Source organism: Acidaminococcus nyctereutis (assembly GCF_052216985.1).
Classification (GTDB): Bacteria; Bacillota; Negativicutes; order Acidaminococcales; family Acidaminococcaceae; genus Acidaminococcus; species Acidaminococcus fermentans_A.
Genome location: NZ_JBQOUY010000032.1, coordinates 1 through 25290 on the forward strand (window position 1 = coordinate 1; position 25290 = coordinate 25290).

The window sequence follows — 25290 nt, forward strand, 5'->3', positions numbered from 1 at the left end:
CAGGCCTTGGTACGGGTGAAGTGCTGGGGAGCAGCAGTGATGTTCAGCTTGCCGATGCCCGGCTGATCCATTTCCGGGAACATCTTCCGGTCGCCCGCCACCTGGGGTTCCTTCACCAGACGGTCCAAGGTATTCACCTGGCAGGAAGGCACGCCGGCCTTGTTCAGGGTCTCCACCACTTCGTCAATGGTGTACTGGCTGGTCCAGTCGGAAACGATCTTCCGCATTTCCACATGGTTGGCCACCCGGTCCTTCACATCTTTGAACTTGGGGTCGGTCTTCAGTTCCGGTTTGCCCATCACATCGCACAGGATGTCATAGAGCTTGTTGTTGGCAGTACCGATGATCACATTGCCGTCTTTGGCTGGGAAGGAATCATAAGGATAAGTGGATTCATACCGGTTGCCGATCCGCTGAGGGATCCGGCCCGTAGCCTGGTAGATCATGGTGATGTTTTCCATGGCAGCGGCCACGGAATCTACCAGGGCCACATCCACCTTTTCGCCCTTGCCGGTCTTCACCCGGTTCACCAGGGCTGCCAGGACGCCGATGCACAGGTTCAGGCCGCCCAGCACATCCCCGATGGGGGTGCCTACACGGGTGGGTTCGCCGCCGGGCCAGCCGGTGGTGCTCATCATACCGCCCATGGCCTGGCCGATGATGTCATAGCCAGCCCGCCGGCTGTAAGGACCGGTCTGGCCGAAGCCGGACACGGCGCCGTAGATCAGGGAAGGGTTGATCTTGCTCAGCACATCGTCATAGCCCAGGCCCAGTTTCTCCATGGTGCCGGGGCGGTAGTTCTCGATGACCACGTCGGCCTGTTTCACCATTTCTTTGAACATCTCTTTCCCTTCCGGGGCTTTGAAGTTGATGGTGCAGCCATATTTGCTGCGGTTGAAGTTGGCATAGTATACAGAATTGTCGTTGATGAAGGGTCCCATCTTCCGGGAATCATCCCCGCCTTTGGGGTTCTCGATCTTGATCACCGTAGCGCCCATATCAGCCAAGAGGGCACAGCAGTAAGGCCCTGCCAGCACACGGGTCAGATCCAAGATTACGATACCTTCCAACAATCCTTTTGCATCATCCATTTTGCATCCTTCTTTCTTTATCCTTAAAATTTGGGTAACAGTATCAGATCACACTGTACAGGCCTACCAGACCGGCGGAGACCGTCAGGGTCAGCAGCAGGGCGGACAGAGCGAACATCTGGACGAACATCTTGTTTTCCTTTTCCTTGGTGAAGGCCGGGTCCGTAGCGTTAGCTGCCAGGATCAGGCTGCCGCCAGTGGAAGCTGGGCTGAATCCAGCAAAGGAAGCGGTCAGGCACATGATGGTAATCAGTCCTTCCGGCCGTACCCCTACCTGATCGGCGATGGAGCCAACGGTGGGGACCATGGTGGGCCAGACTACGCCGATGGCGGAGCTGAACCAGGAAAGGAGCCCGGCAGAGAGTCCTTGGATGGCCACGGCGCTTTTCGGAGTCATGATGGCGGCCAGGCCGGCGGACATGATGGTGACGCCACCTACCGCAGAAACGATGCTCATGAGCATGCCGACTCCGGTGACCATCATCAGGGTTGACCAGGGAACCGCTTTGATGGTGGCTTTTTCGTTATCCACGTTGAAGATCAGGAGGACGATGGAGACGGCGAAGGAAATCAGGCCCACATTCCGTTTGAATACGGCACACAGGACGATCATCACCAGGAACCCAGCCAGGGTGGTGATCTGTTTCCGATTCAGCGGGGGCAGGGATTCCTGTTCCTGGACGGCGATTTCTTTGACTTTGTATCCTTTATAGATGAAGTAGATCACCAGGGAAAGGACAATGGTGGTTACGGTGGAATAAATCAGCACAGCGCTCTGGTAACCGGTGATTCCCTGGGCTTGGGCCAGGTTCCCGATCAGGACGCTTTCCGGCGTCAGAGGGGAGAAACGGCCAGCCATGGAACCGATTTCACCGATGGCAGCCAGCATCACCGAATTATAACCGGTGGTCTTGGATAGGGGCAGGCTCAGGGCCGCTACGATCCCCAGAGCCGGTACACAGCCCGGCCCGATGGCTGCGATAGTGTAGCCGATCAGGTACATGATGATGGGAGCGGCTTTTACATGGCCTCCGGACATGTTGAGGAATTTCTTAGCCGTGAGCTCCAGGGTGCCGTTGTTGGTGGCGATAGTGCACAGCAGGGAAACCCCCAGCAGCATGATGAAAGTGCTGGAACTGAAGCCTTTGATGATGATGGAATCGGTTTCTCCGATAGCGGCTCCGAAGATGGTGGCGGCCAGGATGGCTACCAGTCCTACGTTCTTTTTCAGGACGAATCCTGTGATGATGACACTGACTAAAATAAGTAAGGAAATGATGGCAAGTGTCGAATTCAAGATAGTTACCTCCCTTTAGCTTTTCCCCAATTGGCCATACCGGGAAAAGTCGTCCAACGAATCGATCAAATTCATTTGCCCTACTATAATGCAAATAGCGTGCCAAAAATCAAATTTTTCTTTTTTTATAGAAAAAAATCCTGTGAAAAGACCGTCGAGGCTACAGCTTCGGTACATTTCACAGGAGATTTTTTCTTTTTCAGATCCGCTTCCCTGGCAGAGGGATCTGTTCTGCAGCGGCTATGGATCGTGTCACCTGTCCCACATCTGTAGCAGGCGGGACAGGTGTGGGACAGATCACTGTTTCAGATGGCGGTAGAAGGTGCTGCGGCTGATCCCCAGTTCCCGGGCGGCTTGGGATACATTCCCCTGGTTCCGTGCCAGGGCCTCCTGGAGGACCGCAGAATCCAGCGGGGCGCTGCTGGGACGGAACGGTCGGGAGGGCGCAGGAGATACGGGGACGGGTGTCTGCTGCTGGCGTTTCCAATCTTCCTGGAGGATCTGCAGGATCTCTCCCTCCGTCTGGCCGCAGGAAAGCAGCAGGGAGATCCGTTCCACCACATTGGTCAGTTCCCGGACATTCCCCGGCCAGGCATAGTCTTTGCAGGCCCGCATGATGCGCAGGAAACTCTTGGCCTTGGACAGGTCCTGCTGAGCGGCCACCTGATGGTAAATGGTCCGGGCAATCTTCAGGTAGTCGTTTTCCCGCTGGCGCAGGGGAAGGATGGAAAGACTGAGCACATTCAGCCGGTAGTACAGGTCCCGCCGGAATTTATCCTCTTCCACCAGCTGGAGCAGGTTCCGGTTGGTAGCCGCGATGACCCGGATATCCACTGGAATCACCCGGTCGTCTCCTACCCGCCGGACCTCTTTTTCTTGGAGGACCCGGAGCAGGGGAGCCTGGAATTCCAGGGGCAGGTCGCCGATTTCATCCAGGAAGACGGTGCCTCCATGGGCCATTTCGAAAAGGCCGGCTTTGCCTCCTTTCTTGGCTCCCGTGAAGGAACTGTCCGCATAGCCGAACAGTTCGCTTTCCAGCAGGTCCCGGTTCAGAGCGGTACAGTTGACGGCTACAAAGGGGCCGTTCTTCCGGGGACTGGCATTATGGATCCCCTGGGCGAACATCTCCTTGCCCGTCCCTGTTTCTCCGTAGATCATCACTGTGAATTGGGAATTGGCAAAATCCCGGGCCAGTTTCTTGGCTTTCACGATGCCAGGGGAATTCCCCAGGATGTCGGACAAATGGTATTTGGCCACCAAGCCTTTTTCGTGGAGCTTTACCCGGATGTCCCGTTCCATGGACTGGAGGGTCTTGATGTCCTGGAAAGTGGCGACGACTCCTTTGATCTGACCGTCTACCAGGATGGGGACCCGGTTGGTAGATACCAGGTTCCCCTGGAGCTGCATCATCTGGCCGATTTCTGATTTCCCGGTCCGGAGTACATTGGTGAGGTGGGTGTTGGGCAGCACGTCTTCGATGGGGCGCCCGGTGAAAGGCGGTCTGGCCGGGCGGAGCAGCTGGTTGGCGATTTGGTTGGTGGTGCTGATCTTCCCTTTTTCATCGATGGCGATGATGGCATCATGGGTATAGTCCAGGATGTTCTGGTACCGTTCCAGCCGGATGTTCAGCTGTTCCTGCTTCCGGGCGTTGTCCAGTTTGTTCTGGTACAGCTGCTGGGCTGTTTCCAGGGCGTGGAGGATGGAGGCATCCGAACTTTCCACCCGGATATAGGGCAGATGGCAGAGCTTGGCATAGCGCTCGGATACGATCCCGCCCAGACCCCAGGCGGCTCCGTCCCGGACGGCCTGCTTCACCACCCGGCGGCATTCCGTACTGTCTTTGAAGGAATAGTGCTGCATCTTCAGGTCCAGCAGATAGCAGATGGTCCGCAGCTCGTTGCTGATCTCTTCTTCAAAGGAAAAGAAGGCGATGGGACGGGTCTCTTTCCGCAGCCGCTGGATGGCCTGGATATAGTCGGATGCTTCGCTAGGGATGTTCACCACATCGATCCCCAGTTTTTTTCGCAGCAGGTCCCGGGTGCCCCGGCGGCTGATGAACAGGTATTTCCGTTCTTTCATCAACCGTTTGGCCAGGGCCACTGCGTTCTCCAGCTCCGCCACTTCCACCTGGACGTTGAGCCCCTGGCGGGCAATCAAGGCTTTGGCCCGGGCTGCCAGGTTTTCCGTAGGTGCAATGAGACAAATCTTTGCGTCTTCCGAATCCATCGTACCCTCCTTCTCTGGGAAAACAGACAGCGTAAAATCCTATTTTTCCAGTAGTATATTTCAGCATGCTTCCTAATTATAGGAAAGAGGAGCTAAAGCTGTCAACAATCCCCTTTCCATTTCCGGCTGGGAGAAGTATACTAAAAATTATCATGCAAATAGGCAGGTGATTCCATTGTCAATGGAAAAAGCAAAGAAATATCTGGAAGCAAAGGGCGGCGGGGTCCGGCTTACCGTGGAGGAATTGGAAAGCCTGGTGGGCCCGGACCGCTGGGTGGATGTGTGCAAAGAATGAATAAGGAAGGAAGCTGTTTATGGATACATTGATCGCACCGGAAAATACCTGGCTGCTGCTGACCCTGACCAGCGGCGTGGTAGCCGGGGCCATTTGGTTGGAACAGACTTATGCCTGGGCCTCTCGGATCTCCGGAGCTGTACTGGCTCTTATCGCGGCCATTGGGCTGGTCAACCTGAATGTGATCCCCAGCCATGCGCCCATTTATGACGATATGATCTGGGGGTACGCAGTGCCTCTGGCTATTCCGCTTCTGCTGCTCCAGGCCAACCTGAGCAAGATCTGGCAGGAAACGGGACGGCTGCTGATCATTTTCCTTATCGGGGCGGCAGGGACTGTCTGTGGCGCCGTCTTGGGGTGCTGGCTGTTGGGGAGCCGGATCGACGGATTGGCCAAGGTAGCGGCCATGATGACCGGGTCCTACATCGGAGGCGGCGTCAATTTCGTGGCTTTGGCCGATGCCTTCCACACGGAAGGCACCCTGATTTCTGCAACGGTGGTGGCAGACAACCTGAACATGGCGGTCTATTTCCTGGTGCTGCTGAAATGCGTGAGCAGCGCCTTTTTCCAAAAATATTACCCTCATCCCCACATGGACCAGGTGGCCCGGGAGGGACGGGAAGATGCCCAGACCCAGGCGGCAGCCTATTGGCAGGCCAAGGACATTTCTCTGAAAGACATTGCACTGGATCTGTTCTACGCCGTGGCGGTGGTGACCCTTTCCCAGAACCTGGGGAAGGTGCTGGGGGCGGCCATTCCTGCTGGCAGCGGTCTGGGGCATATGGCCAACACCTTCTTCAGCAGCCAATATGTGTGGATCACCCTATTTTCCATGGGGTTTGCCACCTTTTTTGAAAAACAGGCGGCGGCCTTGGCCGGTGCCCAAGAAATCGGTACGTATTTCATTTACCTGTTCTTCTTTGCCATCGGGGTGCCTGCTTCTGTCATGGAAATCCTCCGGAACGCACCGCTGCTGTTCGTGTTCTGTTTTCTGATGGTCCTGGTGAACATGGCTTTCTGCTTTGTGGGCGGCAAGCTGTTCCATTTCAGTTTGGAGGATATCGTGCTGGCGTCCAACGCCAATATCGGGGGACCTACGACAGCGGCAGGGATGGCCATTTCCCAGGGCTGGACGGCCCTGGTAGGCCCCAGCATGCTGGTAGGGACTTTCGGCTACGTGATCGGTACCTACCTGGGCATGGTGGTAGGCGGGATATTGGGGGCGTAAAGGGGAGCTGTTGCTCAGGCAACAGCTCCTTTTGCTTTCCTCTTTATCCGCTCCGCTTCCTCTCCTTCCACCAGGGTGGGGCGGTAGTCATTCCAGTCCGGAGTGGAAGAAATCCGGCAGGGAATCACTTTTCCCGGATCCGCACCTAAAAGATGGCCTTTTTGGAACCGGAAGGTCTGCTGGTAGATGAAGGTATCTTTGTCCCGGGGATTGCTGTTTCCCCCGAAGCAAAAATTTCCCAGGCTGTAACAGATGGTCTTCCCTTTATAGGTTTCCACGGGCTGGATCACGTGAGGGTGCGCCCCCAGTACCAGATCCGCTCCTTGGTCGATGGCCATATGGGCCAGATAGACCTGGTCTTCGTCCGGGCGGGTCTCCAATTCGCTGCCCCAGTGGAAGTAGACCACCACCAGCCGGGCTCCCCTATCTTTTATTTTTTCCAGTTCTGCCAACAGCTGGTCCGGGGCCCCGCCTTCCAGGGCATTGATTCCTACCAACCCTACCGGGATCCCTTTGACGGTGACCAATTGGCTTTCTTCATAGCCGAAGGGCAGGATACCGGTGTCTCCTAAGACCTTGAAGGTATCCCAGTAGCCATCGCTGCCATAGTCATAGCTGTGGTTGTTGGCCAGGGTGGCGGCTTCTACGCTGCCGCTTTTCAGCAGCTCTACATAAGCCGGATCTCCCCGGAAGGCGAAAGTCTTGTCCTGGCGTTCTCCCCGGGTGGTAAGGGGACCTTCCAAGTTCACTACAGTCAGGTCGTCGTGGGCGAAGATGGGCTGCACACCGGCCAGGAATACGGAGCCGTCGCCGCCTGCCCCATCCCAGGCAGCCGGGAAGGTCCCTTCATAGCCGAAACTTTCTTCCGTGCCCAGGGTACAGTCGCCGGCGGCGCTGATCGTCAGGGTGGTAATGGGGTCATCAGCAGGCTGGGGAGCGGGAGAGGCGGCCGGTACTGCAGGCGAAGCGGTCGGAGCAGGGACCGAGGATTTTTCAAAAACTGTCCGGTCCGGTGCCGGGGACGCAGGCTGAGGTGCAGGATCCGTGACGGCTGCCGGAGGAAATGTCTTTTTGGAACCAGGAGCGGCAGGGAATGCCGGAGTTTTCTGAGAAGAGACTGGACGGGTGGAAAGCTGGATGGGAGAAGCCTGGAGAGGGGCTGGTACAGTCCAAAGAGACAGAGCAGCCAAGCCAGCTAAGAAAAGAGCGGAAAAACGGTGGATCATAGGATATGGATTCCTTTCTTTGAAATTTCAGATTCCATCATACGGCAAAGAGAATGTATTTGTCCAGACTAACAAAAATCTCTACTTTTTTAGCAGGATTTTATTTTGCTGCGGCGAATATAGAGAGACGTTGGATAATGACAAAGGAAGGTGAGTTTATGATTAAATTGGTGGGCGTCGTGATCGTCATTATCGGTCTGCTGCTGAAACTGAATCCCCTGCTGGTGGTAATCCTGGCTGGGGTGGCAACCGGGCTGGCCGGAGGCATGGATTTCCTGGCCATCCTGACCACTATCGGAGATGCGTTCACCACCAACCGGTACATGTCCCTGTTCGTACTGATCATGCCGGTGATCGGACTGATGGAACGGCAGGGGCTCCGGGAACAGGCGGGGAATTTCATCCGGGGCTTCCGGAACCTGACCGCTGGGCGCATCATGATGCTGTACATGCTGTTCCGGCAGGTGACCTTGGCCCTAGGCATCAACATCGGGGGCCATCCCAATTTCATCCGGCCCATTGTGAGCCCTATGGCGGAAGCGGCTGCAGCAAAGGGAAAGAATTTGCCCAAAAATCTCCAGGACCAGGTCCGGAGCTATGCGGCTTCTTCGGAAAACTACGGGAATTTCTATGGCCAGCTGATGTTCATTGCCACTGGCGGCTTGCTGCTGATCAAAGGGGTGTTCACCTCGGCCGGATATACGGTGGAACTGGGGAAGATGGCTCTCTATGCCATCCCGACAGCCATTTGTGCCTTTCTTTTGGCGGCAGTCCGTTTCACCCTCTTTGATCGGAAAATCGCTGCCCGGATGAAGGATGTCCCAGCGGAAACAAAGGGAGGTGAGGGAAAATGACCATTAGCCTGGAACATATGTACTGGCTCACTGGCCTGCTGCTGTTCGTCTTTGCTTTCCTGACCCTGAAGGACAAGGCCCATAAACACCGTCTGGGGACGGCGGCTTTCTGGGGGCTGTACGGGCTGACCTTCTGCTTCGGCAAAATGGTGCCTGGCTGGGTTACTGGTCTGGCAGTGGTGGCCATGACGGTGCTGGCGACTTTGAAACTCCTGTCTACGGGAGATTATCACAGCTCCACTCCGGAAGCGAAGAAGGCTTCGGCGGACCGGTACGGAAATAAACTGCTGCTGCCTACCCTGGTGATCCCCCTGGTGATTTTCTTGGTCGTAGTATTCACGAAAATGGGAGCGCTGGTAGGCCTGGGCCTGGGGGCCATCGCCAGCCTGATCGCCGCTTTCCTGCTGACCCACGATTCCTTGGGAGTGGCCATGGATGAAGGCCGGAGGCTTACGGATGCGGTCAGCTGGGCCATCATCCTGCCCCAGTTCCTGGCAGCCCTGGGGGCCTTGTTCGCCAAAGCTGGTGTAGGGAACGTGGTGGCTGAACTGGTGACGGCCCATGTGCCGATGGACAGCAAGCTGGCAGTGATCATCGCTTATTGTCTGGGCATGGCTTTGTTCACCATTATCATGGGCAATGCTTTTGCGGCTTTTGCTGTCATCACCAGCGGTATCGGGATCCCTCTGGTGGTCCAGCAGTACGGTGCGGATCCGGCCATCGTAGGTGTCCTGGGGATGCTGGCTGGCTACTGCGGGACCCTGGTGACCCCTATGGCTGCCAACTTCAACCTGGTGCCTTCGGCCCTGCTGGAGATCTCTGACCGGTACGGCGTCATCAAGGCCCAGCTGCCCTTGGCTGTGACCATGCTTTGCGTACAGATCGCGCTGATGTATATTCTGGCATTTTAAAGGAGGAACCAATGATGAAAGTATTGTTGACAGGTTTTGATCCATTTGGCGGGGAAACGGTGAATCCGGCCCTGGAAGCGGTAAAGAAGCTAGATGGCCTGACCCTGGCTGGGGCCCAAGTCCACACGGTGGAGATCCCCACGGTGCGGCTGAAAGCCATTGCCAAAGTGAAGGAAGCCATCGCTGTATTTGATCCGGATATCGTCATCTGCATCGGCCAGGCCGGGGGGCGGACGGATCTGACCGTGGAACGGGTGGCCATCAACTGCGATGATTTCCGGATCGGGGACAACGAAGGGAACCAGCCGGTGGATGAATCCATCGTGCCCGGCGGCCCTGTAGGATATTTTTCCACCCTGCCCATCAAGAAAATCGTGGAAGCCCTGACCGCAAAAGGGATCCCGGCCAAAGTCTCCAATACGGCAGGGACCTTTGTGTGCAACCATGTGTTTTACGGGCTTATGGATCTTTTGGCCCACGATACCCGGAAACGCCGGGGCGGTTTCATCCATGTGCCCTACCTGCCGGAACAGGCAGCCCGTCTGAAAGACCAGCCCAGCATGGCCTTGGAGACCATCGTGGCAGGCCTGAAAGTGGCTGTGGAGACGGCCGTAGAAAACGAAACAGACGCCAAATTGACCGGGGGAACGGAGTGCTGAAAAAGGGGCTGTTGCATGAGCAACAGCCCGTCATATGTCATACGTCATACGCCGCTGGAAGCCAGCTTTGCTGGCGTTGGATTTGAGATAATCAGTTGCATTGTTTGTTAGATTTTAAAATTCTAAAATTAATTTGGAAAAATTGATTTCCAAAAGCGTATGACGTATGACATATGACGAATGGGGTGTTGTACGTGTGTGGTTTTCACACGTGCAACACCCCATTTTCATATCTTCCACCCAAAATGGTCCGTATGGAGTAGTGCTTCGGCTTTGGGGCTCAAGGGTTCTCCCAGGAACTCCCGGTAAAGCTGCTGGATCTGGGGATTGTCGTGGGAACAGCGCAGGGGATTTTCCTCATCCAGCCGGTAAAGCTGCTGGCCCCGTACACTCTGGAATTCCTCATCATGCCGGGGAATGGGCTGGCCTCCGCCACCGGCACAGCCTCCTGGGCAGGCCATCACTTCTACGAAGTCGTAATGGACCTCTTTCCGTTTCAGGGCCCGGATCAGCTGCCGGGTATTGCCCAGGCCGCTGACTACGGCACACCGCAGCTCTTTGCCCGCCAACGTATAAGTGGCTTCCCGTAGGGCTGGGCCGGTACGGATGGCGGCGAAAAAGTCCGGATCCGGATTTTTTCCCATGAGCTTGGCATAGGCCGTCCGCAGGGCTGCTTCCATGACCCCGCCTGTGGCTCCGAAGATGGTCCCCGCTCCGGTATAGGTCCCCATAGGGTCATCCAGAGGTTCTTCTGGCATCAGGGCCGGGTCCAGGTGGTCCGCCCGGAGCATGCGGACGAATTCACGAGTGGTCAGGGACAGATCCACATCGGGTCCGTGGACCGTCCGCATGGTGGGCAGGGCACATTCTGCTTTTTTCGCCAGGCAGGGCATGATGGAGACACAGTACAGTTTTTCTGGTTCTACCCCTAATTTATCGGCTAGCCAGGTCTTGGCCATGGCCCCGAACATCTGCTGGGGCGATTTGGAAGTAGAAAGCTGGCTGGTGAGCTCTGGATACTGGCCCTTCAGGAAGCGGACCCAGCCAGGGCAACAGCTGGTGAACATGGGGAAGTCCCGAGTATCGCCCTTGGAAAACCGTTCCAGGAATTCATGGGCTTCTTCCATGATGGTCAGATCGGCGGCGAAGGTGGTGTCGTAGATATGGTCGAATCCCAGACGCCGGAGAGCCGCGGCCATCTTCCCGATGGTCCCTTCCTTCCGGGGCAGGCCGAAGGCTTCACACCAGGCCGTTCGTACGGCAGGAGCTACCTGGACCACCGTCACCTTTTCCGGGTCCGCCAGAGCCTCATAGAGCTTTGCCGTATCATCCCGTTCCCGCAGCCCTGCTACTGGGCAGTGGATGATGCACTGGCCGCACAGGGTGCAGTCTGAATCTTTGATCACCCGGTTGCCGGAAACATCGATGGTAGTCCGGCCGCCGGTGCCTGCCACATCCCAGATGTGCATATCCTGGATCTTATCGCAGACCTGGATGCAGCGCATGCACTTGATGCATTTATTGTAGTCGTGGTATAGGGGATAGGTGGTGGTCCAGGCCTTCCGCAGCCCTTTAGGCAGCTGTTCCTCATAAGGACTGTCATGGATCCCCAGATCGTTGGCCAGTTCCTGGAGCCGGCAGTTCCCGCTGCGGACACAGGTGGCACAGCGGCAGTCGTGCTGGGACAGGATCAGCTCCACATTGATCTTCCGGGTACGGCGGGCCCGGGGAGAATTGGTATGGACCACCATCCCCTCCCGGACCGGGCTGTTGCAGGCCGTCACCATGGCGTGTTCCCCTTCTACTTCTACGCAGCACACCCGGCAGGCGGCAATCTCGTTCAGGTCCTTCAGGTAGCACAGATGAGGGATTTGGATCTGGACTTGTCGGGCCGCTTCCATGATGGTGGTGCCTTCCGGCACTTGAAACGTCTTGTTATCGATGGTACAGGTCACCATTCCCGATTCCTCCCTCCTTTGAAGCTACCGTAACCGAAGTGGTCACAGCGCAGACAGCGGCTGGCTTCCTGCCGGGCTTCTTCCGGGGTCATCCCTTCTGAGACCAGCTGGAAATCCCCTACACAATGGGGCGTGCAGTGCTGTTTCAGGTTCACCCGGCCGCAGGGAGGCGTATTGGTGAAATGGGCAGGAGGAATCTCCACTTTGCAGGAAATCCGATGGTGATAGCCGAAGAAGGAATCGATATTGTCCGCTGCTACCTTGCCGGCTGCTACGGCTTTGATCACGGTGGCCGGCCCCGAAACAGCATCGCCGCCGGCAAACAGGTTCCTCAGGCCCGGGATGCTGCTGGAAAGGTCCGCCTGGATGGTTCCTCGGCTGACCGTGACCCCGATGGCTTCGAAAGGCTTGGTGACGATGGACTGACCGATGGCCACGATAAGGGCATCGCAGGGGAAACGCCGTTCTGGCAGATCCGCCTTTACCGGATTGGGCCGGCTCTTCCCATTGTAAGGGCCGATGTGCTGGGGCTGGGTCCAGAGTGCCGTCACATGACCCTGTCCGTCAGTCTCGATCCGGCTGGGCGCTTCCAAGGTGACGATTTCACAGCCTTCCGCCATGGCTGCCTGGACCTCTTCTTCCAGAGCGGTCATATCTTCCAGCCGACGCCGGTAAATGCACTGGACGGAAGCCGCACCCAGCCGTTTGGCCGTCCGGGTGGCATCCATGGACACATTGCCCCCGCCGATGACACAGATCCGTTTGCCGGAGAAATCAGGCACCCGGCCTTCTCCGATATCCCGGAGGAGCCGGACGGCGCTGTAGACACCCTGGGCTTCCTCTCCTTCCAGATGGAGCTTCTTGTCGCTGTGGGCCCCGATGGCGATGTACACTGCATCGTACTGCCGCTGGAGCTCTTCTACCGACAGGTCCGTCCCTACCGATACCCCGGTGTGGACTTGGATCCCGGTGGACAGGATGTAGCCCAGGTCTTTTTCCAGGACCGCAAGGGGCAGTCGGTAGTTGGGGATCCCGTACCGGAGCATGCCGCCCAGCTGGGGACGCTGTTCATACACCGTGACGCTGTGCCCCATGAGGGACAGATAATAGGCTGCCGTCAGACCACCCGGTCCGCCGCCGATCACTGCCACTGTCTTGCCGGTAGCTGGCGCCGGAACAGGGGCATGGGATGGCTTGGCATGGTCCACCGCGAACCGCTTCAGCCCGCAGATGTTCACCGAATCATCCACCATCTGCCGGCGGCAGTGGAATTCGCAGGGATGTTCACACACGTAGCCGCAGACTGCCGGGAAAGGATTGTCCTTGCGGATCAGGTCCAGGGCTTCTTCGTAATGGCCTTCCCGGATCAGGGCGATGTAGCCGGGGATATCCACATGGGCCGGACAGGTGGAGACACAGGGCACCGGATGGCTGAGACCGCAGATACAGCGGCCATTGAGTACGTGCTCCTCATAATCTTCCCGGAAACCCCGGACTCCCTTCAGCACCATATAGGCCGCCTCATAGCCGATGGCACAGTCCGAAGAATCAGCGATCACTTGGGCGGTGTCTTCGATCAGGTCGATGGTCTCCAGGGTCGCCGTCCGTTCCAGCACCTGCTCGATGAGGGTTTCCAGCTGCCCCAATCCCACTCGGCAGGGTACGCATTTTCCGCAGCTCTGGGCATGGCAGAAGCGCAGGAAATTCAATGCCATGTCCACAGGACAGAGCCCCGGCGAACTGGCATTGATCCGACGGTGCATATCCTGATACAGGCCATTCAGGACCGTCTGGGCCCGCCCCGGGGTCTCGATTTGCAAACGACTCACGATTTTCTCCCCCTTTATGGATTCCTGGTACGAAACAAGGAACATAATATACAGATACTCTTTTATTTTACCGTCTTCGCGCAAATACTGTCAACGAATCCGCTGGAAAAATCTGATAAATCTCTAGGGAAGGGAATCTTCCCTGCAAAGGCCGGCAGGGAAATTCCTAAAAATAACTAGGAATTTCCTTTCTTTTTGGAAAATTCTATAGTACAATTATAGGGAATACAATCTGCTGCGAGGAGGAACTATGAAAATCTCTACTAAGGGACGGTATGCCCTGCGCCTGATGATCGATCTGGCTATCAACGGCACCGAATCCTATGTACCTATCAAAAGCGTCTCCCAGAGACAGGAAATCTCAGAAAAATACCTGGAACAGATCATTACCCAGCTCTCCCGCGCTAAACTGGTGAAAAGTGCCAGGGGAGCCCAGGGCGGGTATAAACTGGTCCGTGATCCCAAAGACTATACCGCAGGCGAGATCCTGCGGGCCGTGGAAGGCTCTCTGGCCCCGGTAGCCTGCCTGGAACCTGGCCATGCAATCTGTGACCGGGCGGCCCACTGCGTCACCCTGGACCTGTGGAAAGAGATCCAGGACGCCATCGACAATATCGTGGATAATACCACCCTGGCCGACCTGGTGGAAAAACAGGAAGCGAAGGGAATGTAAAATGGGGTCACTTGTCTTTGGTCACTGGACGATGGTAAGAACCCGCGGCTGGCGGGTTCTTTGAGTGAAAAAACAATACTGCAATAATATAGAAACAGTTACCTTGCTGCGGAATAATCAGGTTTTATAATTTCTAAAATTTGTCTGCAAATTTTATCCTTCGACCAGTGACAAGTGACCAAAGAAATTTCTGCATGTGCGGCAGTTCCCAGTCAGAAGAGAAAATAGTACGCAAATAAGTACGCTTTTTCCGTTTGCTTCTTGCACACTTTCCCCAGAAGCGCTATAATACTACGTATTGGGGCACTAGCTCAGCTGGGAGAGCGCAAGGTTCGCAATCTTGAGGTCAGGGGTTCGATCCCCCTGTGCTCCACCAACTCAAAAGCAAGCATCCATGCGGGTTTTGACCGTGTGGGTGTTTTTTTTGTGTGCAGGAAATCCTGTGGGGGTCCTCTCAAAGTCAATCTGCTGGAAGATACATAATATAATATACGGAGAAAAATAAGCAGAAGTGCTATAATATTCTGTATAAATGGTATATTGCCGCAGCATCCTGCAGCGTTGATCAAAAAGGGAGGAAGATATCGTGGGACTCAGGAAATTCAGCTTTAATTTTGGCAGGACGACCCAGGAAGTGGACCTGCCGGAGGAACGGATCAGCAGTATCATCGAAGGACGTCCGGTGCCGGCGGTGGATGTGGAACAGGCGGCTTTGGAAGCCATGCGCCATCCCATCGGCTGCCAGCCGCTGCAGGACATGTTCCAGAAGGGAGATAAAGTCTGTCTGGTCATCGCCGATGTGACCCGTTCCTGGAACCGGTCTTCGGAATATGTGATCCATGTAGTCAATGAACTGAACCGGGCCGGTGTACCGGATGAGGATATGTGCATCCTCTTTGCCCAGGGGACCCATCGGGAACAGACCCCAGAAGAAAACGTACGTGTGGTAGGAGAAGAAGTGGCCCGGCGCATCCGGATGTTCCAGCACCACTGCCGGAACGAGGCGGAACTGACCTGTGTAGGGACCACACGGTTCGGGACCAGGGTCATGCTGAATAAGCGGGCGGTGGAAGCGGATAAGATCGTAATCATCGATGGCATCACGGCCCATCTCTTTGCTGGTTATGGGGGCGGACGGAAACTGCTCCTGCCCGGAGTGGCCGGCTGGGACACCATCCAGGAGAACCATTGCCACGCTTTGGCGGACCATTTTGGGGATGGCATCAACCCCAAGACCCGGAACGGGGTGCTCCAGGACAATCCGGTGAATTACGATATGCTGGAAGCCATGGATATGGTAAAACCCACTTTCCTGGTCCATTCCATCATCAATAATGAAGGGAAAATCTGCAGCATCGTGGCCGGGGATCCTTACCAGGCCTGGTTGGAAGGGACCCGGATCTGCCATGACAACCAGGCTGTTCCCTTCAAGGAAAGAGCGGATGTGACCTTTGCCTGTGCCGGAGGCTATCCCAAGGATGTATCCCTGTATCAGGGCTGCAAATGCTACGATCCAGCGGATGTGACCACCAAGCCAGGAGGCATCATCATTGCTATCATGGAAGCCAGCGATCTGTATGAACCGCCGGAATACCTGGGCAGCTTCAAATATGCCAGCGAGAAGGACATGGAAAAGGACCTGCGGGAGAATTTCAGCATTCCCTTTTTCGTGGCTTTCAACCTGTTCTGCATGACCCATCGGTATACCATCTACCTGGTGACGAAAAAGGAGAATTTCGAAGCCATCCGGAAGACCAATCAGATTCCCTGTGCTACCGTGGCTGAGGCTTGGGAAAAGGCACAGGCTCAGCTGGCCCAGGAGGGGAAACTGGACTATACCCTGAACATCATCCCCCACTGCGGAGGCGTCATCGCAGAAGAGCCGGGGAAGTGAAAGAGAAGAGGCTGTTGCATGAGCAACAGCCTGTCACTAGTCACTGGACGAAGGAGGGCAGCCGGGCTGCGGCTGCCTTTCATTGTATGATACTGGCTAAGACGCGCCTTTGGCTTGTCCTTGCCTCTCCAGAAGAACTCTGGACAAGCAACGGATTAAAAGAAAAGCACAGTCCTGTTTCTTATTCGAAAGAACCCGTCAGCCATGGGTTCTTTCTATCAGCCAGTGACCAGTGACATGAGACCAGTGACCGGGGGTGTGAATTTTTTCACACCCCCTTTCTTTACAGCTTATACGTCACTCCCACCAGGGCTGTGCGGCCGTAGGCGGGGCAGTCTCCCAAGGTCCGGGAGCCCACGTCTTCATAACTTTCGTCCAGAAGGTTCCGGAGCTTCAGCCAGGCGCTCCAGCGGCTGTTGAACCGGTAGTTGAAATTGGCGTCCAGGGTATAGGCATTGCCGGTGTACCATCCCTTGTCCCGGCCCCAGGCGGCTTGGAACAGCAGACTGTTGGTCCAGCGGCTGTCTTTGTAGGTCAGGGCCGTCTTGAAAGCATGGGGAGCCACTTCATCGGTGTATTGGGGATCGATGCCCCCGCCGTAGGTGGTATCCGTCCGGGTCCAGGCATAGGAAGCGGTGAGCCCATACCGGGTACTGAACCGGTCCTCCCAGGTGAACTGGATCCCCGATTTGTTCTGGCTTTCCAGATTCTTCGGGGTCCAGGCTCCAGCCTCCTTGTACCAGACAATGGGATTGTTGATGTGGGATACAAAGGCATTGGCGTCCAGGGTGCTGTGATCATTGAGCCGGTACCGGATGCCCCCGTTCCACTTGAGGCCGGTTTCCGGCTGGAGATGTTCGTTGCCCCGGATCTTCCAGGCTCCGTCGGAATCCCGGTTGGCATTGTTGTAATACAGTTCATCCAGGGTGGGGACGGAATAGATCCGCTGGAGGGCCCCGTAAAGGGTCAGACGGTCATCGGGACGGTATTCCAAGGAGTTCCCGTACACATACTCATTGTCGAACCGGGTGTTGTGGTTGAACAGGGAGGTGCTCTGGAGGGACAATTTGCCGTACCGGGTCTTGGTGGTCACAAAGGCGGACAGATTGCTGATGCCCTTGTTGTAATTCTTGGCGAAGTTGTGTGCATCCAGCAGGTTCTGTTCCGTGTCCAGGGAGGTGTGCTGCCAGGAGGCACCGGCGGAAACCGTCAGATTTTGGCCCATCTTCCAGCCGTCCCGCCAGTCCAGGCTGTTGGTCCGGGTTTTCCACCGGCTGTAGCTGGGGAGCTCATCTTGTTCTTCTGTTCCGGCGGGGTAGTAGGAATCCGCCTGGTTGTAGTTGTGGGAGAAGGAAATCCAGGCCGGCACCGGGGCGTCCTCTTTGTAGTTGTAGGTCAGGTTCACGTTGTTGGCCAGCTTTTCCGCCTCATAGTCTTCCCGGTGGCTGTCCCAGTAGGAACGGCCCAGCCAGAGTCCCCGGCTGTTGCTGAAATGAGCGTAGGACAGGGTCAGGGAGGTGGAATCGGTGAACTGCCGGTCGAACCGGTAGAACATCTCCCGGCGGTTCCGGGCGGAATCGGGCATGGTGTGCCGGCTGCCGGAGGCATCTCGGTAGTGGAGGGCGTCCAAGTTGGAACGGCCTCCGGTGCCCAGCCAGCTCCAGCCTTCAGCACTGCCTTCCAGGTGGGCGTTCCAGTGCCAGCCGTCATAGGGCCCCCGGGCCCCTTCCAGCTGGACCTGGTGGTCCCGGCCCTTCCGGGTGACGATGTTGATGGCACCGCCGGGGGTATCATAGTTCAGATAACCGCCGTCCGCCATCCCGTGGATCACTTCGATCCGTTCGATGGCAGAGGGTGGCACGGCCATGTCCAGGTTGTAGGTGCTGCGACCGTTGGTGAGGCCGCTTTCCAGGTTCATCCGATGGCCGTCGATGAACACTGCCACCCGTTCATCCCCATCGATCCGGACGATCCGCTGGGAAGTGTTCACTACCCCGCCGGTGACGGTGACCCCGGGGGCATAGGTCAGGGCTTCGGCCACGCTGTCATAGTGGTTGGCGGTGATTTCCTGCCGGGTGATCACTGTGACTCCGGCTGCCGCCGGCATCAGGTCCGTGTTGGCCACGGCGCTGTGGGCGTCGATGACCGGGGACGCTTTGCCGGGGGTGCGGCCCAGGAGCGCCGGGGCTTTTTGGGGATGGGGGGCGGCCTTTTGGGCATGGGAGGGACCGGCCTCTGCCGCCAGGGCAGGAAGGGGACGGAACCCCTGGGGAGCCAGGGACAGGATGGCCAGGAAAAGGGAAAGAGAAACTTTTCGGGAAAGAAGCATGGTCGTGGTCCTCCTATTCCAGTGCTTTCCAGAGGGGTTGGTCCTCATCCAGCACCATATAGCCGTGGACGCTGCCGGCTTTGGGCAGGGACACGGAGCCTGGGTTCCAGTACCGGTTGCCTCGACCCCAGGGTTCGTCAGCGGGGATGTGGGTGTGGCCGTGGAGCAGGATGTCTCCGGGCTGGAGGGGCGGCGGGTTCTGGGTGTTGTAGAGATGGCCGTGGGTTACAAAGACCAGGTGCTGATTCCATTCCAGCAGGGCGTAATCTGCCAGCACCGGAAACGGGAGCACCATCTGGTCCACTTCCGCCTCACAGTTCCCCCGGACGCAGAAAATCCGGTCCTTCAGGCCGTTCAGGAGGGAAATCACTTCTTTGGGGGCATAGTCCCGGGGCAGGTCGTTCCGGGGACCATGGTACAGCAGGTCTCCCAGGAGAATCAGCCGGTCCGCCTGTTCCTGCCGGAAAGCCTGGATCATTTTCCGGGCATAGAAGGCAGAACCATGGATATCCGAAGCAATCATGTATTTCATGGGCATCATCCTTTCGTATGGATGTATTATAGCATGGAAAAGGGGGTGTGAAAAAATTCACACCCCCGGTCGCGGGCCTGGACGTTCAAACCGTCTGTTCCTTTTCTATATAGAGTTAAGATTGAATCGGACTGGAATCTGTAAAACCGGATCGTTGATTTGCACCAACAAGCTTGCGACTCACGACTTGTGACCCGTGACTCTGCCTATTTCAATCCCCAATACCGGATCCCGTTCCAGTAGAGAGGTTTGTACACTTCCGCCTTTTCCGGCAGTTGTACGTCCCGGAGGATGTACCGGAGGAATTCTTCCGGACCGGTCCGGTCCACCATATACCCGATGTGTTCCTTGCCGCCCGGGGCTTCCGGGTCGATGTACTTCCGGGCGTAGTCATACACGTTGCTGACAATCTTTACTACGCTGTCCGCGTCCGCCCATTTGATGAAATCCACACCCATCCGGGGATTCTTCTTGCCGCTGCGGCCTAGGAGGGTGATCCGGAAATACTGGGTCTTGCTCCGGGTCCAGGCCCGGTTGGGGCAGGCATGGGCGCAGACTCCGCAACCGATGCATTTTTCCACGTTCCGCACCGGCCGGAATTTGTCCATATGCAGGGCTTCCACGGAAAGCTGTTTGCATTTCTTCACGCAGGCCCCGCAGCTGATGCACCGGGAGGGGTCGAACTGGGGCTCGGTCATGCCGATGATCCCGAAATCGTGCATCCGCACCTTGCAGCAGTCGTTGGGACAGCCGGTGAGGGCCACCTTCACATGGAGATCGTTGGGGAAGATGGCCTTTTCGATCCGTTTGGCCAGGGCGGTGGTGGCATAGTTCCCGAAGGGGCATACCCGGTTCCCCACACAGGCCATGATGTTCCGGGTCCCGGAAGCCGGGTAGCCGGTGCCGGGAGCTTCCTGGTTGATGTCCAGCTCCTCGATGATGGGCTGGAGGGCCTTGTTCACTTCCGGAACTTTTTCAAAGGGGATGCCCAGAATCTCGAAGCCCTGACGGATGGTCAGATGGACCTGGCCGTTGCCGTAGGTTTCGGCGATTTCCTGGATCTTCCCCAGCACATCGGCGGTGAGATGGCCCCCGGGCACCCGTACCCGGGAAGAGGTGACGCCCCGGTGCTTGGTGACCCGGTAGGCGTTCTTTTTCAGTTTTCCACAATCCATATCCAGCATGGCACGCCTCCTAGTCAATGAAGGACCGGACCTGGGTGTATTTGAACACCGGCCCATCCTGGCACACGTAGATTTCCCCGATCCGGCAGTGGCCGCATTTGCCTACGCCGCAGCACATCTTCCGGGATTCGGAGACCCAGACTTTTTCTTCGTCGAAGCCCAGGCCCAGCAGGGTCTTGATGGAGAATTTGATCATCATGGGCGGGCCCACCACCACGGCGATGGCGTTGTCCGGATCCTGGAGGTTCATTTCCGGGATGTACTGGGTCACCAGGCCCACATGGCCGTCATAGTCCGGGTCGTCATCAGCCTTGTCCACGGTGTAGATCAAGTTCATGCCGCTTTCTTTCCACCGTTTCAGGTCGTCCCGGAACAGGATGTCATGGGGGGATTTGAAGCCCACGATCACTGTCAGCCGTTCACATTCATCCATATGGTCTGCAAAGTAGTCGATGACCCCGTGGATGGGGGACAGGCCAGAGCCCCCGGCCACCAGGATGATTTCCTTCCCTTTGAACATGTTTACATCGAACCCGTTGCCGTAGGGTCCCCGGAGGAAGAAATGGCCGCCCACGTAATTTTCAAAGATTTCGTTGGTCAGGCTGCCCACTTTCCGAATGGTGAAATCCAGGGAATGGTCGGTGATGCCGCTGACGGAAATGGGCGCCTCCCCGTATTTGGGGATGGAAATCTCGAAGAACTGGCCCGGTTTCACCGGATGTTCCGCACCCCGGTCATAGGCCATCCGGAAGGTGTATTCCAGGTCCGCATGCTTGATCACTTCCAGGATCTCGGATCGGAAGGGCAGGTAGGTGTTATTTTTCATCTTTCGTAACCTCCGTCATGCCGTCCGCCAGTTTTTCGATGCAGCGGACAAAGGAAATGTATTCCGGGCAGATGGCGTCACAGCGGCCGCAGCCCACGCACATCTGGTAGCCGGCCCGTTTCTTGAAGTCCAGGACCTTGTGGAGCACCTTGAAGCGCATCCGTTCCCCGCCCTTCTGGCGGAACTTCAGGCCCCCGGCCACGTCGGTGTAGCCGTCGATCATGCAGGAAGCCTGGACCCGGCGCCGTTCCCCGGCCTGACCGTTTTCCGTGTAGTAGAGATCTTGCATGGACCAGCAGGTGCAGGTGGGGCACACCAGGGTGCACCGGCCGCATTTGATGCACCGTTTGTCGTATTCGTCCCAGATGGTGCTTTTGGCCACCGCTTCCGTCAGGTTGTCCGGCACGGTGACGGTGAAATCGTTGGCTTCCACTGCATCCGGGGCCACCTCCCCACAGGGAGTGCCGACTTTTGCCAGGGCGTCCGCCAGAAAGCCGTCCCGGGCTTCTGCCAGGTATCCTTCAGGGCGCCGGTTCAGGGCCCCGTCCCAGCCCTCAGCATGGTTGGTGCCCATGGAGCAGCAGAAACAGCCCTCAAAGGACTCCGCACAGCCCATGAGGATGAATTTGATCTTGTCCCGGCGGGATTTATAATAGGAATCCTCCGGTCCATTCTGGAGGAAGATGTAGTCGAACCGTTCCACTGCCGCCAGGTCGCAGCTTCGGAGCAGGACGATCTTGCCTCGGTCCGGGTCCTGGGCTTCGGTGACCGTGTCTTCCGTAAAGTACAGCAAGGTCTGGCACACCGGCAGCAGCGCTTCCTTCCAGGAATAGTCGGACCGCTGGTCCCAGATCACTTCTTCCGGATCGGAGACCGTGCCATAGCGGATTACGTCGGTTTCCGAGAATCGGCCGGTGCCTTCGAACCGTTTGGGAGCGTAGATGTCGTACTCCCGGCTCCAGGCGGCAAAGACCTGCCGGAGCCCTTCCTTTGTCAGTTGATAACCCATGTTTTTCTCCCCTTGTCTTCCATGAATCCTGTGTTGGGTCATAGGCCCGCCACCCATGCGGCAGACCTCTATCAGGGGTAGTATAGCAGACAGTACAGGCAGGTGTCTGTTGTTCCGGCAACGGATGGGAGGATTGGACCCGGCAGGGGTTTTATGGTATACTGAATCGATTATAAAAGGATTGCCGAGGGCAATCCGGTCTCGGGCCTCGTGACCCGAGACCTCATTAAAAGGAGTTCCTGCATGAGCGTTTTGGATGTTGCCCATCTGTCCCACAGTTATGGGGGACGAGATATTTTCGACGATGTTTCTTTCCGCCTGGAAAAAGGGGAGCACGTGGCCCTGGTGGGGGCCAACGGAGAAGGAAAATCCACCTTTATGGCCATCATCACCGGCAAACTGAGCCCGGATGAAGGGAAGGTCACCTGGGCCCGGCGGACCAAGGTTGGCTATCTGGACCAGCATTCCGTGCTGGTGCCCGGGATGACCATCCGGGAGACTCTACGCACCGCCTTCCAGGACCTGGTGGAACAGGAACAGGAGATGCTGGCGGATTACGACAAAATGGAAGGCGCTTCCCAGGAGGAAATGGACCGGCTCATGGAAGAAGTGGGAGAGATCCAGGAACGGCTGGAAGCGGCGGATTACTACAACCTGGATGCCAAGATCGAGGAAGTGGCCGGGGGCCTGGGGCTCCGGGACATCGGCCTGGAACACAAGGTGGACGAGCTGTCTGGGGGCCAGCGGACCAAGGTGCTCCTGACCAAGCTGCTGTTGGAGAATCCGGACATCCTGCTCCTGGACGAACCCACCAACTACCTGGATGCGGAACACATCCAGTGGCTCACCCGGTACCTCCAGGACTATGAAAATGCCTTCATCTTGATTTCCCACGATGTGCCCTTCTTGAACGCGGTGACCAACATCATCTGGCATGTGGACAACCTGAAGCTGGACCGGTACACCGGGAACTATGAAAAGTTCGAAGAGATGGCGGCCCTGAAACGGCGCCAGGAAGAAGCCGCCTACGAACGGCAGCAGGCGGAAATCAAAAAGGAACAGGACTTCATCGCCCGGAACAAGGCCCGGGTGGCCACCCGGGGCATGGCCAACAGTCGGCAGAAAAAGCTGGACAAGATGGAGATCCTTACCAAACGGGCGGAAAAACCCAAACCCCATTTCCGGTTCTTGGAAGACCGGACACCGTCCCGGTTCGTGCTGACGGCTTCCAATCTGGTACTGGGATATGATGTGCCTCTTACCCAACAGGTGGATCTGAAGCTGGAAAGAGGACAGAAAATCGCCATCCGGGGCACCAACGGCCTGGGAAAATCTACCCTGCTGAAGACCCTGCTGGGGATGATCCCGCCGGTGGCCGGCAGTGTGGAACAGGGGGATTTCGTTTCCGTAGGGTATTTCGAACAGGAAAGCGCCAAGGGGAACCAGAACACCGCCCTGGAGGAACTGTGGCAGGAATATCCGGGGATGAGCAATTCGGAAGTCCGGGCAGCCCTGGCGGCCTGCGGACTCACCAACGACCACATCACTACTAAGATGACTGCCCTGTCCGGGGGCGAGGCGGCCAAGGTGCGGCTGTGCAAGATCATGCAGCGGCCGGCCAACCTGCTGGTGCTGGACGAACCCACCAACCACCTGGACGTGGAGGCCAAGGAAGAGCTCCAGCGGGCCCTCCGGGAATACAAGGGAACCCTGCTGCTGGTGTCCCACGAACCGGAATTCTACGAAGACTGGGTGGACCAGGTGTGGAATATCGAGGGATGGTCTACGAAGATTGTATAAATTGTCAATTGTCAATGGCCAAAGGAAGCCAGCGCTGCTGGCTTGGAATGAGGGGAGAAGAACATGGAAGAAAGCAAAGCGAAGAATCTGACTCTGGATGAACTGTATCACAAGATGCTGAAGCGGGCGGCGGAAGGGAAGAATGTGGAAGACATCGAAAACGCCGATCCCAAGATGATCGAATGTCTGGCCCATCCGGAAGACACCAGCCTGGTGTGGCGGGTGAAACCCTGCACCTGTTCTGAAGACAAACAGGCGGACTGCGTGAAGGTGTGCCAGTGGGACGCCATGCACCCCAGTTCTGACGGGGTCCAGATCGATCCGGACAAATGCGTGGGCTGCCAGGCCTGCGTAGATGCCTGCAAACTGGAATCCCTGAAGACCAAGAAGGACATCATCCCGGTGGTGGAAGAACTGAAGAAGGGGGATACCCCCATCTACGCCCTGGTGGCACCGGCTTTTTCCGGCCAGTTCGGGCCGAAAGTCACTGCCGGCAAGCTGCGGACGGCCCTGAAGCTGCTGGGCTTTTCCGGGATGCTGGAAGTGGCGGTGTTCGCCGATATCCTGACGTTGAAGGAAGCCCTGGAATTTGACAAGAACGTCAACAAGGAAGGGGACTTCCAGCTGACCAGCTGCTGCTGCCCCATGTGGATCGCCATGATCCGTCGGCTGTACCATCAGCTGATGCCCAATGTGCCCGGCTCCGTATCTCCCATGATCGCCGGAGGCCGGACGGTGAAGGTGCTTCATCCGGAAGCCAAGACCGTGTTCATCGGGCCCTGCATGGCCAAGAAGGCGGAAATCAAGGAACCGGATCTGAAGGGGGCTATCGACTACGTGCTCACCTATGAAGAACTCCGGGATCTGTTCTCCACCACCAACCTGGATTTAGCGTCCCTGGAAGAGGACAATGTGCCCCACGCTTCCAAAGCCGGGATCCGCTATGCTTATGCCGGCGGGGTGGCGGCGGCTGTGGATGCCACGGTGAAGAAGCTGAATCCCCACCGGAAGATCGAAATGAAGATCCGCCGGGCAGACAGTGTGCCGGAATGCCGGGCCATGATCGACAACATCCTGAAGGGGAACCATGAAGGGAACTTCTTCGAAGGCATGGGCTGCAAAGGTGGCTGCGTAGGCGGCCCCAAGGCCCTGGTGGACCGGGAGGAAGGCAAAAAGAACGTACAGGCCTACAGCGATGAGGCCCAGTACAATACGCCGGCGGAAAATCCCTACGTGATCGAGCTGCTGAAAAAGCTGGGCTTCGCCACGGTGGAAGAATTCCTGGCCAAGAGTGATCTGTACGATCGGAAGTTTGATTGAGAAAAAAGGGGGGTGTTGCACATTACGTGCAACACCCCCGGTCTCATAAGCCGCATAGCGGCTCGGTCTCGGGTCTCGAGTCTCGAGCCGAATGAGAAATTTGCAAGCAAATTTTTTGAATGTACAAACCCTAATCTGCTAACGATAAG

19 protein-coding genes and 1 tRNA gene are annotated in these 25290 nt (G+C 57.0%); 9 read left to right on the forward strand and 11 right to left on the reverse strand.

Going from position 1 to position 25290, the window contains the following annotated elements; genetic code table 11:
• The 3 genes from ACTUHY_RS11360 to ACTUHY_RS11370 form a co-directional block, all read right to left on the reverse strand.
• Positions 1 to 1091, reverse strand: a 1091-nt coding sequence (locus ACTUHY_RS11360) for a CaiB/BaiF CoA transferase family protein (RefSeq protein ID WP_442827801.1), incomplete at its 3' end; no start/stop codon positions are given.
• A gap of 43 nt (positions 1092 to 1134) precedes the next feature.
• Positions 1135 to 2388 (reverse strand): SLC13 family permease, encoded by a 1254-nt coding sequence (locus ACTUHY_RS11365; RefSeq protein WP_278675782.1) that lies wholly within the window; start codon positions 2386 to 2388, stop codon positions 1135 to 1137.
• Positions 2389 to 2685: 297 nt separating this feature from the next.
• On the reverse strand, positions 2686 to 4614 hold the full coding sequence (locus tag ACTUHY_RS11370) for a sigma 54-interacting transcriptional regulator (protein ID WP_442827802.1): 1929 nt from the start codon (positions 4612 to 4614) through the stop codon (positions 2686 to 2688).
• A 314-nt stretch (positions 4615 to 4928) separates the two neighbouring features.
• On the opposite strand from ACTUHY_RS11370, the gene ACTUHY_RS11375 reads away from it, so the two are divergent.
• Positions 4929 to 6137 (forward strand): DUF819 family protein, encoded by a 1209-nt coding sequence (locus tag ACTUHY_RS11375; RefSeq protein ID WP_278675779.1) that lies wholly within the window; start codon positions 4929 to 4931, stop codon positions 6135 to 6137.
• 14 nt (positions 6138 to 6151) lie between these two features.
• Here ACTUHY_RS11375 and ACTUHY_RS11380 read toward each other — a convergent pair whose 3' ends face one another.
• Positions 6152 to 7363: a CapA family protein gene (locus ACTUHY_RS11380; protein ID WP_442827803.1), complete on the reverse strand. Its 1212-nt coding sequence runs from the start codon at positions 7361 to 7363 to the stop codon at positions 6152 to 6154.
• Positions 7364 to 7521: 158 nt separating this feature from the next.
• Between ACTUHY_RS11380 and ACTUHY_RS11385 the strand changes: the two genes are divergently transcribed.
• Genes ACTUHY_RS11385 through pcp form a run of 3 tightly spaced genes read left to right on the forward strand, consistent with a single transcriptional unit; the run spans position 7522 to position 9787 of the window.
• Positions 7522 to 8217: a DUF969 domain-containing protein gene (locus ACTUHY_RS11385; RefSeq protein ID WP_442827804.1), complete on the forward strand. Its 696-nt coding sequence runs from the start codon at positions 7522 to 7524 to the stop codon at positions 8215 to 8217.
• Complete coding sequence (locus tag ACTUHY_RS11390; protein ID WP_442827805.1) at positions 8214 to 9128, forward strand: DUF979 domain-containing protein; 915 nt, start codon at positions 8214 to 8216, stop codon at positions 9126 to 9128. Before ACTUHY_RS11385 ends, ACTUHY_RS11390 begins: the two co-directional genes overlap by 4 nt.
• Before the next feature lie 14 nt (positions 9129 to 9142).
• Positions 9143 to 9787 (forward strand): pyroglutamyl-peptidase I, encoded by a 645-nt coding sequence (gene pcp, locus ACTUHY_RS11395; RefSeq protein ID WP_442827810.1) that lies wholly within the window; start codon positions 9143 to 9145, stop codon positions 9785 to 9787.
• 227 nt (positions 9788 to 10014) lie between these two features.
• Here pcp and ACTUHY_RS11400 read toward each other — a convergent pair whose 3' ends face one another.
• Both ACTUHY_RS11400 and ACTUHY_RS11405 read right to left on the reverse strand, forming a co-directional pair.
• Positions 10015 to 11745, reverse strand: a complete 1731-nt coding sequence (locus tag ACTUHY_RS11400; protein ID WP_278675966.1) for a [FeFe] hydrogenase, group A — start codon at positions 11743 to 11745, stop codon at positions 10015 to 10017.
• Positions 11739 to 13574 (reverse strand): NAD(P)-binding protein, encoded by a 1836-nt coding sequence (locus tag ACTUHY_RS11405; RefSeq protein WP_278675964.1) that lies wholly within the window; start codon positions 13572 to 13574, stop codon positions 11739 to 11741. The genes ACTUHY_RS11400 and ACTUHY_RS11405 overlap by 7 nt, the downstream gene beginning before the upstream one ends.
• Before the next feature lie 250 nt (positions 13575 to 13824).
• Here ACTUHY_RS11405 and ACTUHY_RS11410 point away from each other — a divergent pair, with 250 nt between their 5' ends.
• The 3 genes from ACTUHY_RS11410 (at position 13825) to larAH10 (ending at position 16141) form a co-directional block, all read left to right on the forward strand.
• Positions 13825 to 14247, forward strand: coding sequence for an RrF2 family transcriptional regulator (locus ACTUHY_RS11410; RefSeq protein ID WP_278675962.1), 423 nt, complete (start codon positions 13825 to 13827; stop codon positions 14245 to 14247).
• Between the two features lie 300 nt (positions 14248 to 14547).
• A tRNA-Ala gene (locus tag ACTUHY_RS11415) sits at positions 14548 to 14623 on the forward strand.
• Between the two features lie 210 nt (positions 14624 to 14833).
• Positions 14834 to 16141 carry an NPN-dependent 2-hydroxyacid racemase, LarAH10 family gene (gene larAH10 / locus ACTUHY_RS11420; RefSeq protein WP_278673569.1) on the forward strand — a complete coding sequence of 436 codons (1308 nt, stop codon included), beginning with the start codon at positions 14834 to 14836 and terminating at the stop codon, positions 16139 to 16141.
• A 283-nt stretch (positions 16142 to 16424) separates the two neighbouring features.
• Here the strand turns inward: larAH10 and ACTUHY_RS11425 are convergent, their stop codons facing one another.
• The 5 genes from ACTUHY_RS11425 to asrA all read right to left on the reverse strand — a co-directional run bounded on the left by ACTUHY_RS11425 (position 16425) and on the right by asrA (position 22021).
• The gene (locus ACTUHY_RS11425; protein ID WP_442827806.1) at positions 16425 to 18470 is read right to left on the reverse strand and encodes a TonB-dependent receptor plug domain-containing protein; all 2046 of its coding nucleotides are present in this window, start codon (positions 18468 to 18470) and stop codon (positions 16425 to 16427) included.
• A 13-nt stretch (positions 18471 to 18483) separates the two neighbouring features.
• Entirely contained in the window at positions 18484 to 19002 is a 519-nt protein-coding gene (gene yfcE / locus ACTUHY_RS11430) for a phosphodiesterase (RefSeq protein ID WP_278673566.1), read from the reverse strand.
• A 206-nt stretch (positions 19003 to 19208) separates the two neighbouring features.
• Positions 19209 to 20186 carry a sulfite reductase subunit C gene (gene asrC, locus ACTUHY_RS11435; protein ID WP_442827807.1) on the reverse strand — a complete coding sequence of 326 codons (978 nt, stop codon included), beginning with the start codon at positions 20184 to 20186 and terminating at the stop codon, positions 19209 to 19211.
• Positions 20187 to 20196: 10 nt separating this feature from the next.
• Positions 20197 to 21012: an anaerobic sulfite reductase subunit AsrB gene (asrB, locus tag ACTUHY_RS11440; protein ID WP_442827808.1), complete on the reverse strand. Its 816-nt coding sequence runs from the start codon at positions 21010 to 21012 to the stop codon at positions 20197 to 20199.
• Positions 21002 to 22021 (reverse strand): anaerobic sulfite reductase subunit AsrA, encoded by a 1020-nt coding sequence (gene asrA, locus ACTUHY_RS11445; RefSeq protein WP_442827809.1) that lies wholly within the window; start codon positions 22019 to 22021, stop codon positions 21002 to 21004. The genes asrB and asrA overlap by 11 nt, the downstream gene beginning before the upstream one ends.
• Before the next feature lie 243 nt (positions 22022 to 22264).
• Here asrA and ACTUHY_RS11450 point away from each other — a divergent pair, with 243 nt between their 5' ends.
• Positions 22265 to 23821: an ABC-F family ATP-binding cassette domain-containing protein gene (locus tag ACTUHY_RS11450; RefSeq protein WP_278673564.1), complete on the forward strand. Its 1557-nt coding sequence runs from the start codon at positions 22265 to 22267 to the stop codon at positions 23819 to 23821.
• 63 nt (positions 23822 to 23884) lie between these two features.
• A complete protein-coding gene (locus tag ACTUHY_RS11455; RefSeq protein ID WP_278673563.1) occupies positions 23885 to 25141 on the forward strand; it encodes a [Fe-Fe] hydrogenase large subunit C-terminal domain-containing protein in 1257 nt (418 codons plus the stop codon).
• The last annotated feature ends 149 nt before the right edge of the window (positions 25142 to 25290 follow it).

What these genes read in the sequence shown, in the direction of transcription:
- ACTUHY_RS11370 (WP_442827802.1), bottom strand. Translation starts at nt 4,614, where the DNA reads ATGGATTCGGAAGACGCAAAGATTTGTCTCATTGCACCTACGGAAAAC.
- ACTUHY_RS11375 (WP_278675779.1), top strand. Translation starts at nt 4,929, where the DNA reads ATGGATACATTGATCGCACCGGAAAATACCTGGCTGCTGCTGACCCTG.
- ACTUHY_RS11380 (WP_442827803.1), bottom strand. Translation starts at nt 7,363, where the DNA reads ATGATCCACCGTTTTTCCGCTCTTTTCTTAGCTGGCTTGGCTGCTCTG.
- ACTUHY_RS11385 (WP_442827804.1), top strand. Translation starts at nt 7,522, where the DNA reads ATGATTAAATTGGTGGGCGTCGTGATCGTCATTATCGGTCTGCTGCTG.
- ACTUHY_RS11390 (WP_442827805.1), top strand. Translation starts at nt 8,214, where the DNA reads ATGACCATTAGCCTGGAACATATGTACTGGCTCACTGGCCTGCTGCTG.
- pcp (WP_442827810.1), top strand. Translation starts at nt 9,143, where the DNA reads ATGAAAGTATTGTTGACAGGTTTTGATCCATTTGGCGGGGAAACGGTG.
- ACTUHY_RS11400 (WP_278675966.1), bottom strand. Translation starts at nt 11,745, where the DNA reads ATGGTGACCTGTACCATCGATAACAAGACGTTTCAAGTGCCGGAAGGC.
- ACTUHY_RS11410 (WP_278675962.1), top strand. Translation starts at nt 13,825, where the DNA reads ATGAAAATCTCTACTAAGGGACGGTATGCCCTGCGCCTGATGATCGAT.
- ACTUHY_RS11425 (WP_442827806.1), bottom strand. Translation starts at nt 18,470, where the DNA reads ATGCTTCTTTCCCGAAAAGTTTCTCTTTCCCTTTTCCTGGCCATCCTG.
- yfcE (WP_278673566.1), bottom strand. Translation starts at nt 19,002, where the DNA reads ATGAAATACATGATTGCTTCGGATATCCATGGTTCTGCCTTCTATGCC.
- asrC (WP_442827807.1), bottom strand. Translation starts at nt 20,186, where the DNA reads ATGCTGGATATGGATTGTGGAAAACTGAAAAAGAACGCCTACCGGGTC.
- asrB (WP_442827808.1), bottom strand. Translation starts at nt 21,012, where the DNA reads ATGAAAAATAACACCTACCTGCCCTTCCGATCCGAGATCCTGGAAGTG.
- asrA (WP_442827809.1), bottom strand. Translation starts at nt 22,021, where the DNA reads ATGGGTTATCAACTGACAAAGGAAGGGCTCCGGCAGGTCTTTGCCGCC.
- ACTUHY_RS11450 (WP_278673564.1), top strand. Translation starts at nt 22,265, where the DNA reads ATGAGCGTTTTGGATGTTGCCCATCTGTCCCACAGTTATGGGGGACGA.
- ACTUHY_RS11455 (WP_278673563.1), top strand. Translation starts at nt 23,885, where the DNA reads ATGGAAGAAAGCAAAGCGAAGAATCTGACTCTGGATGAACTGTATCAC.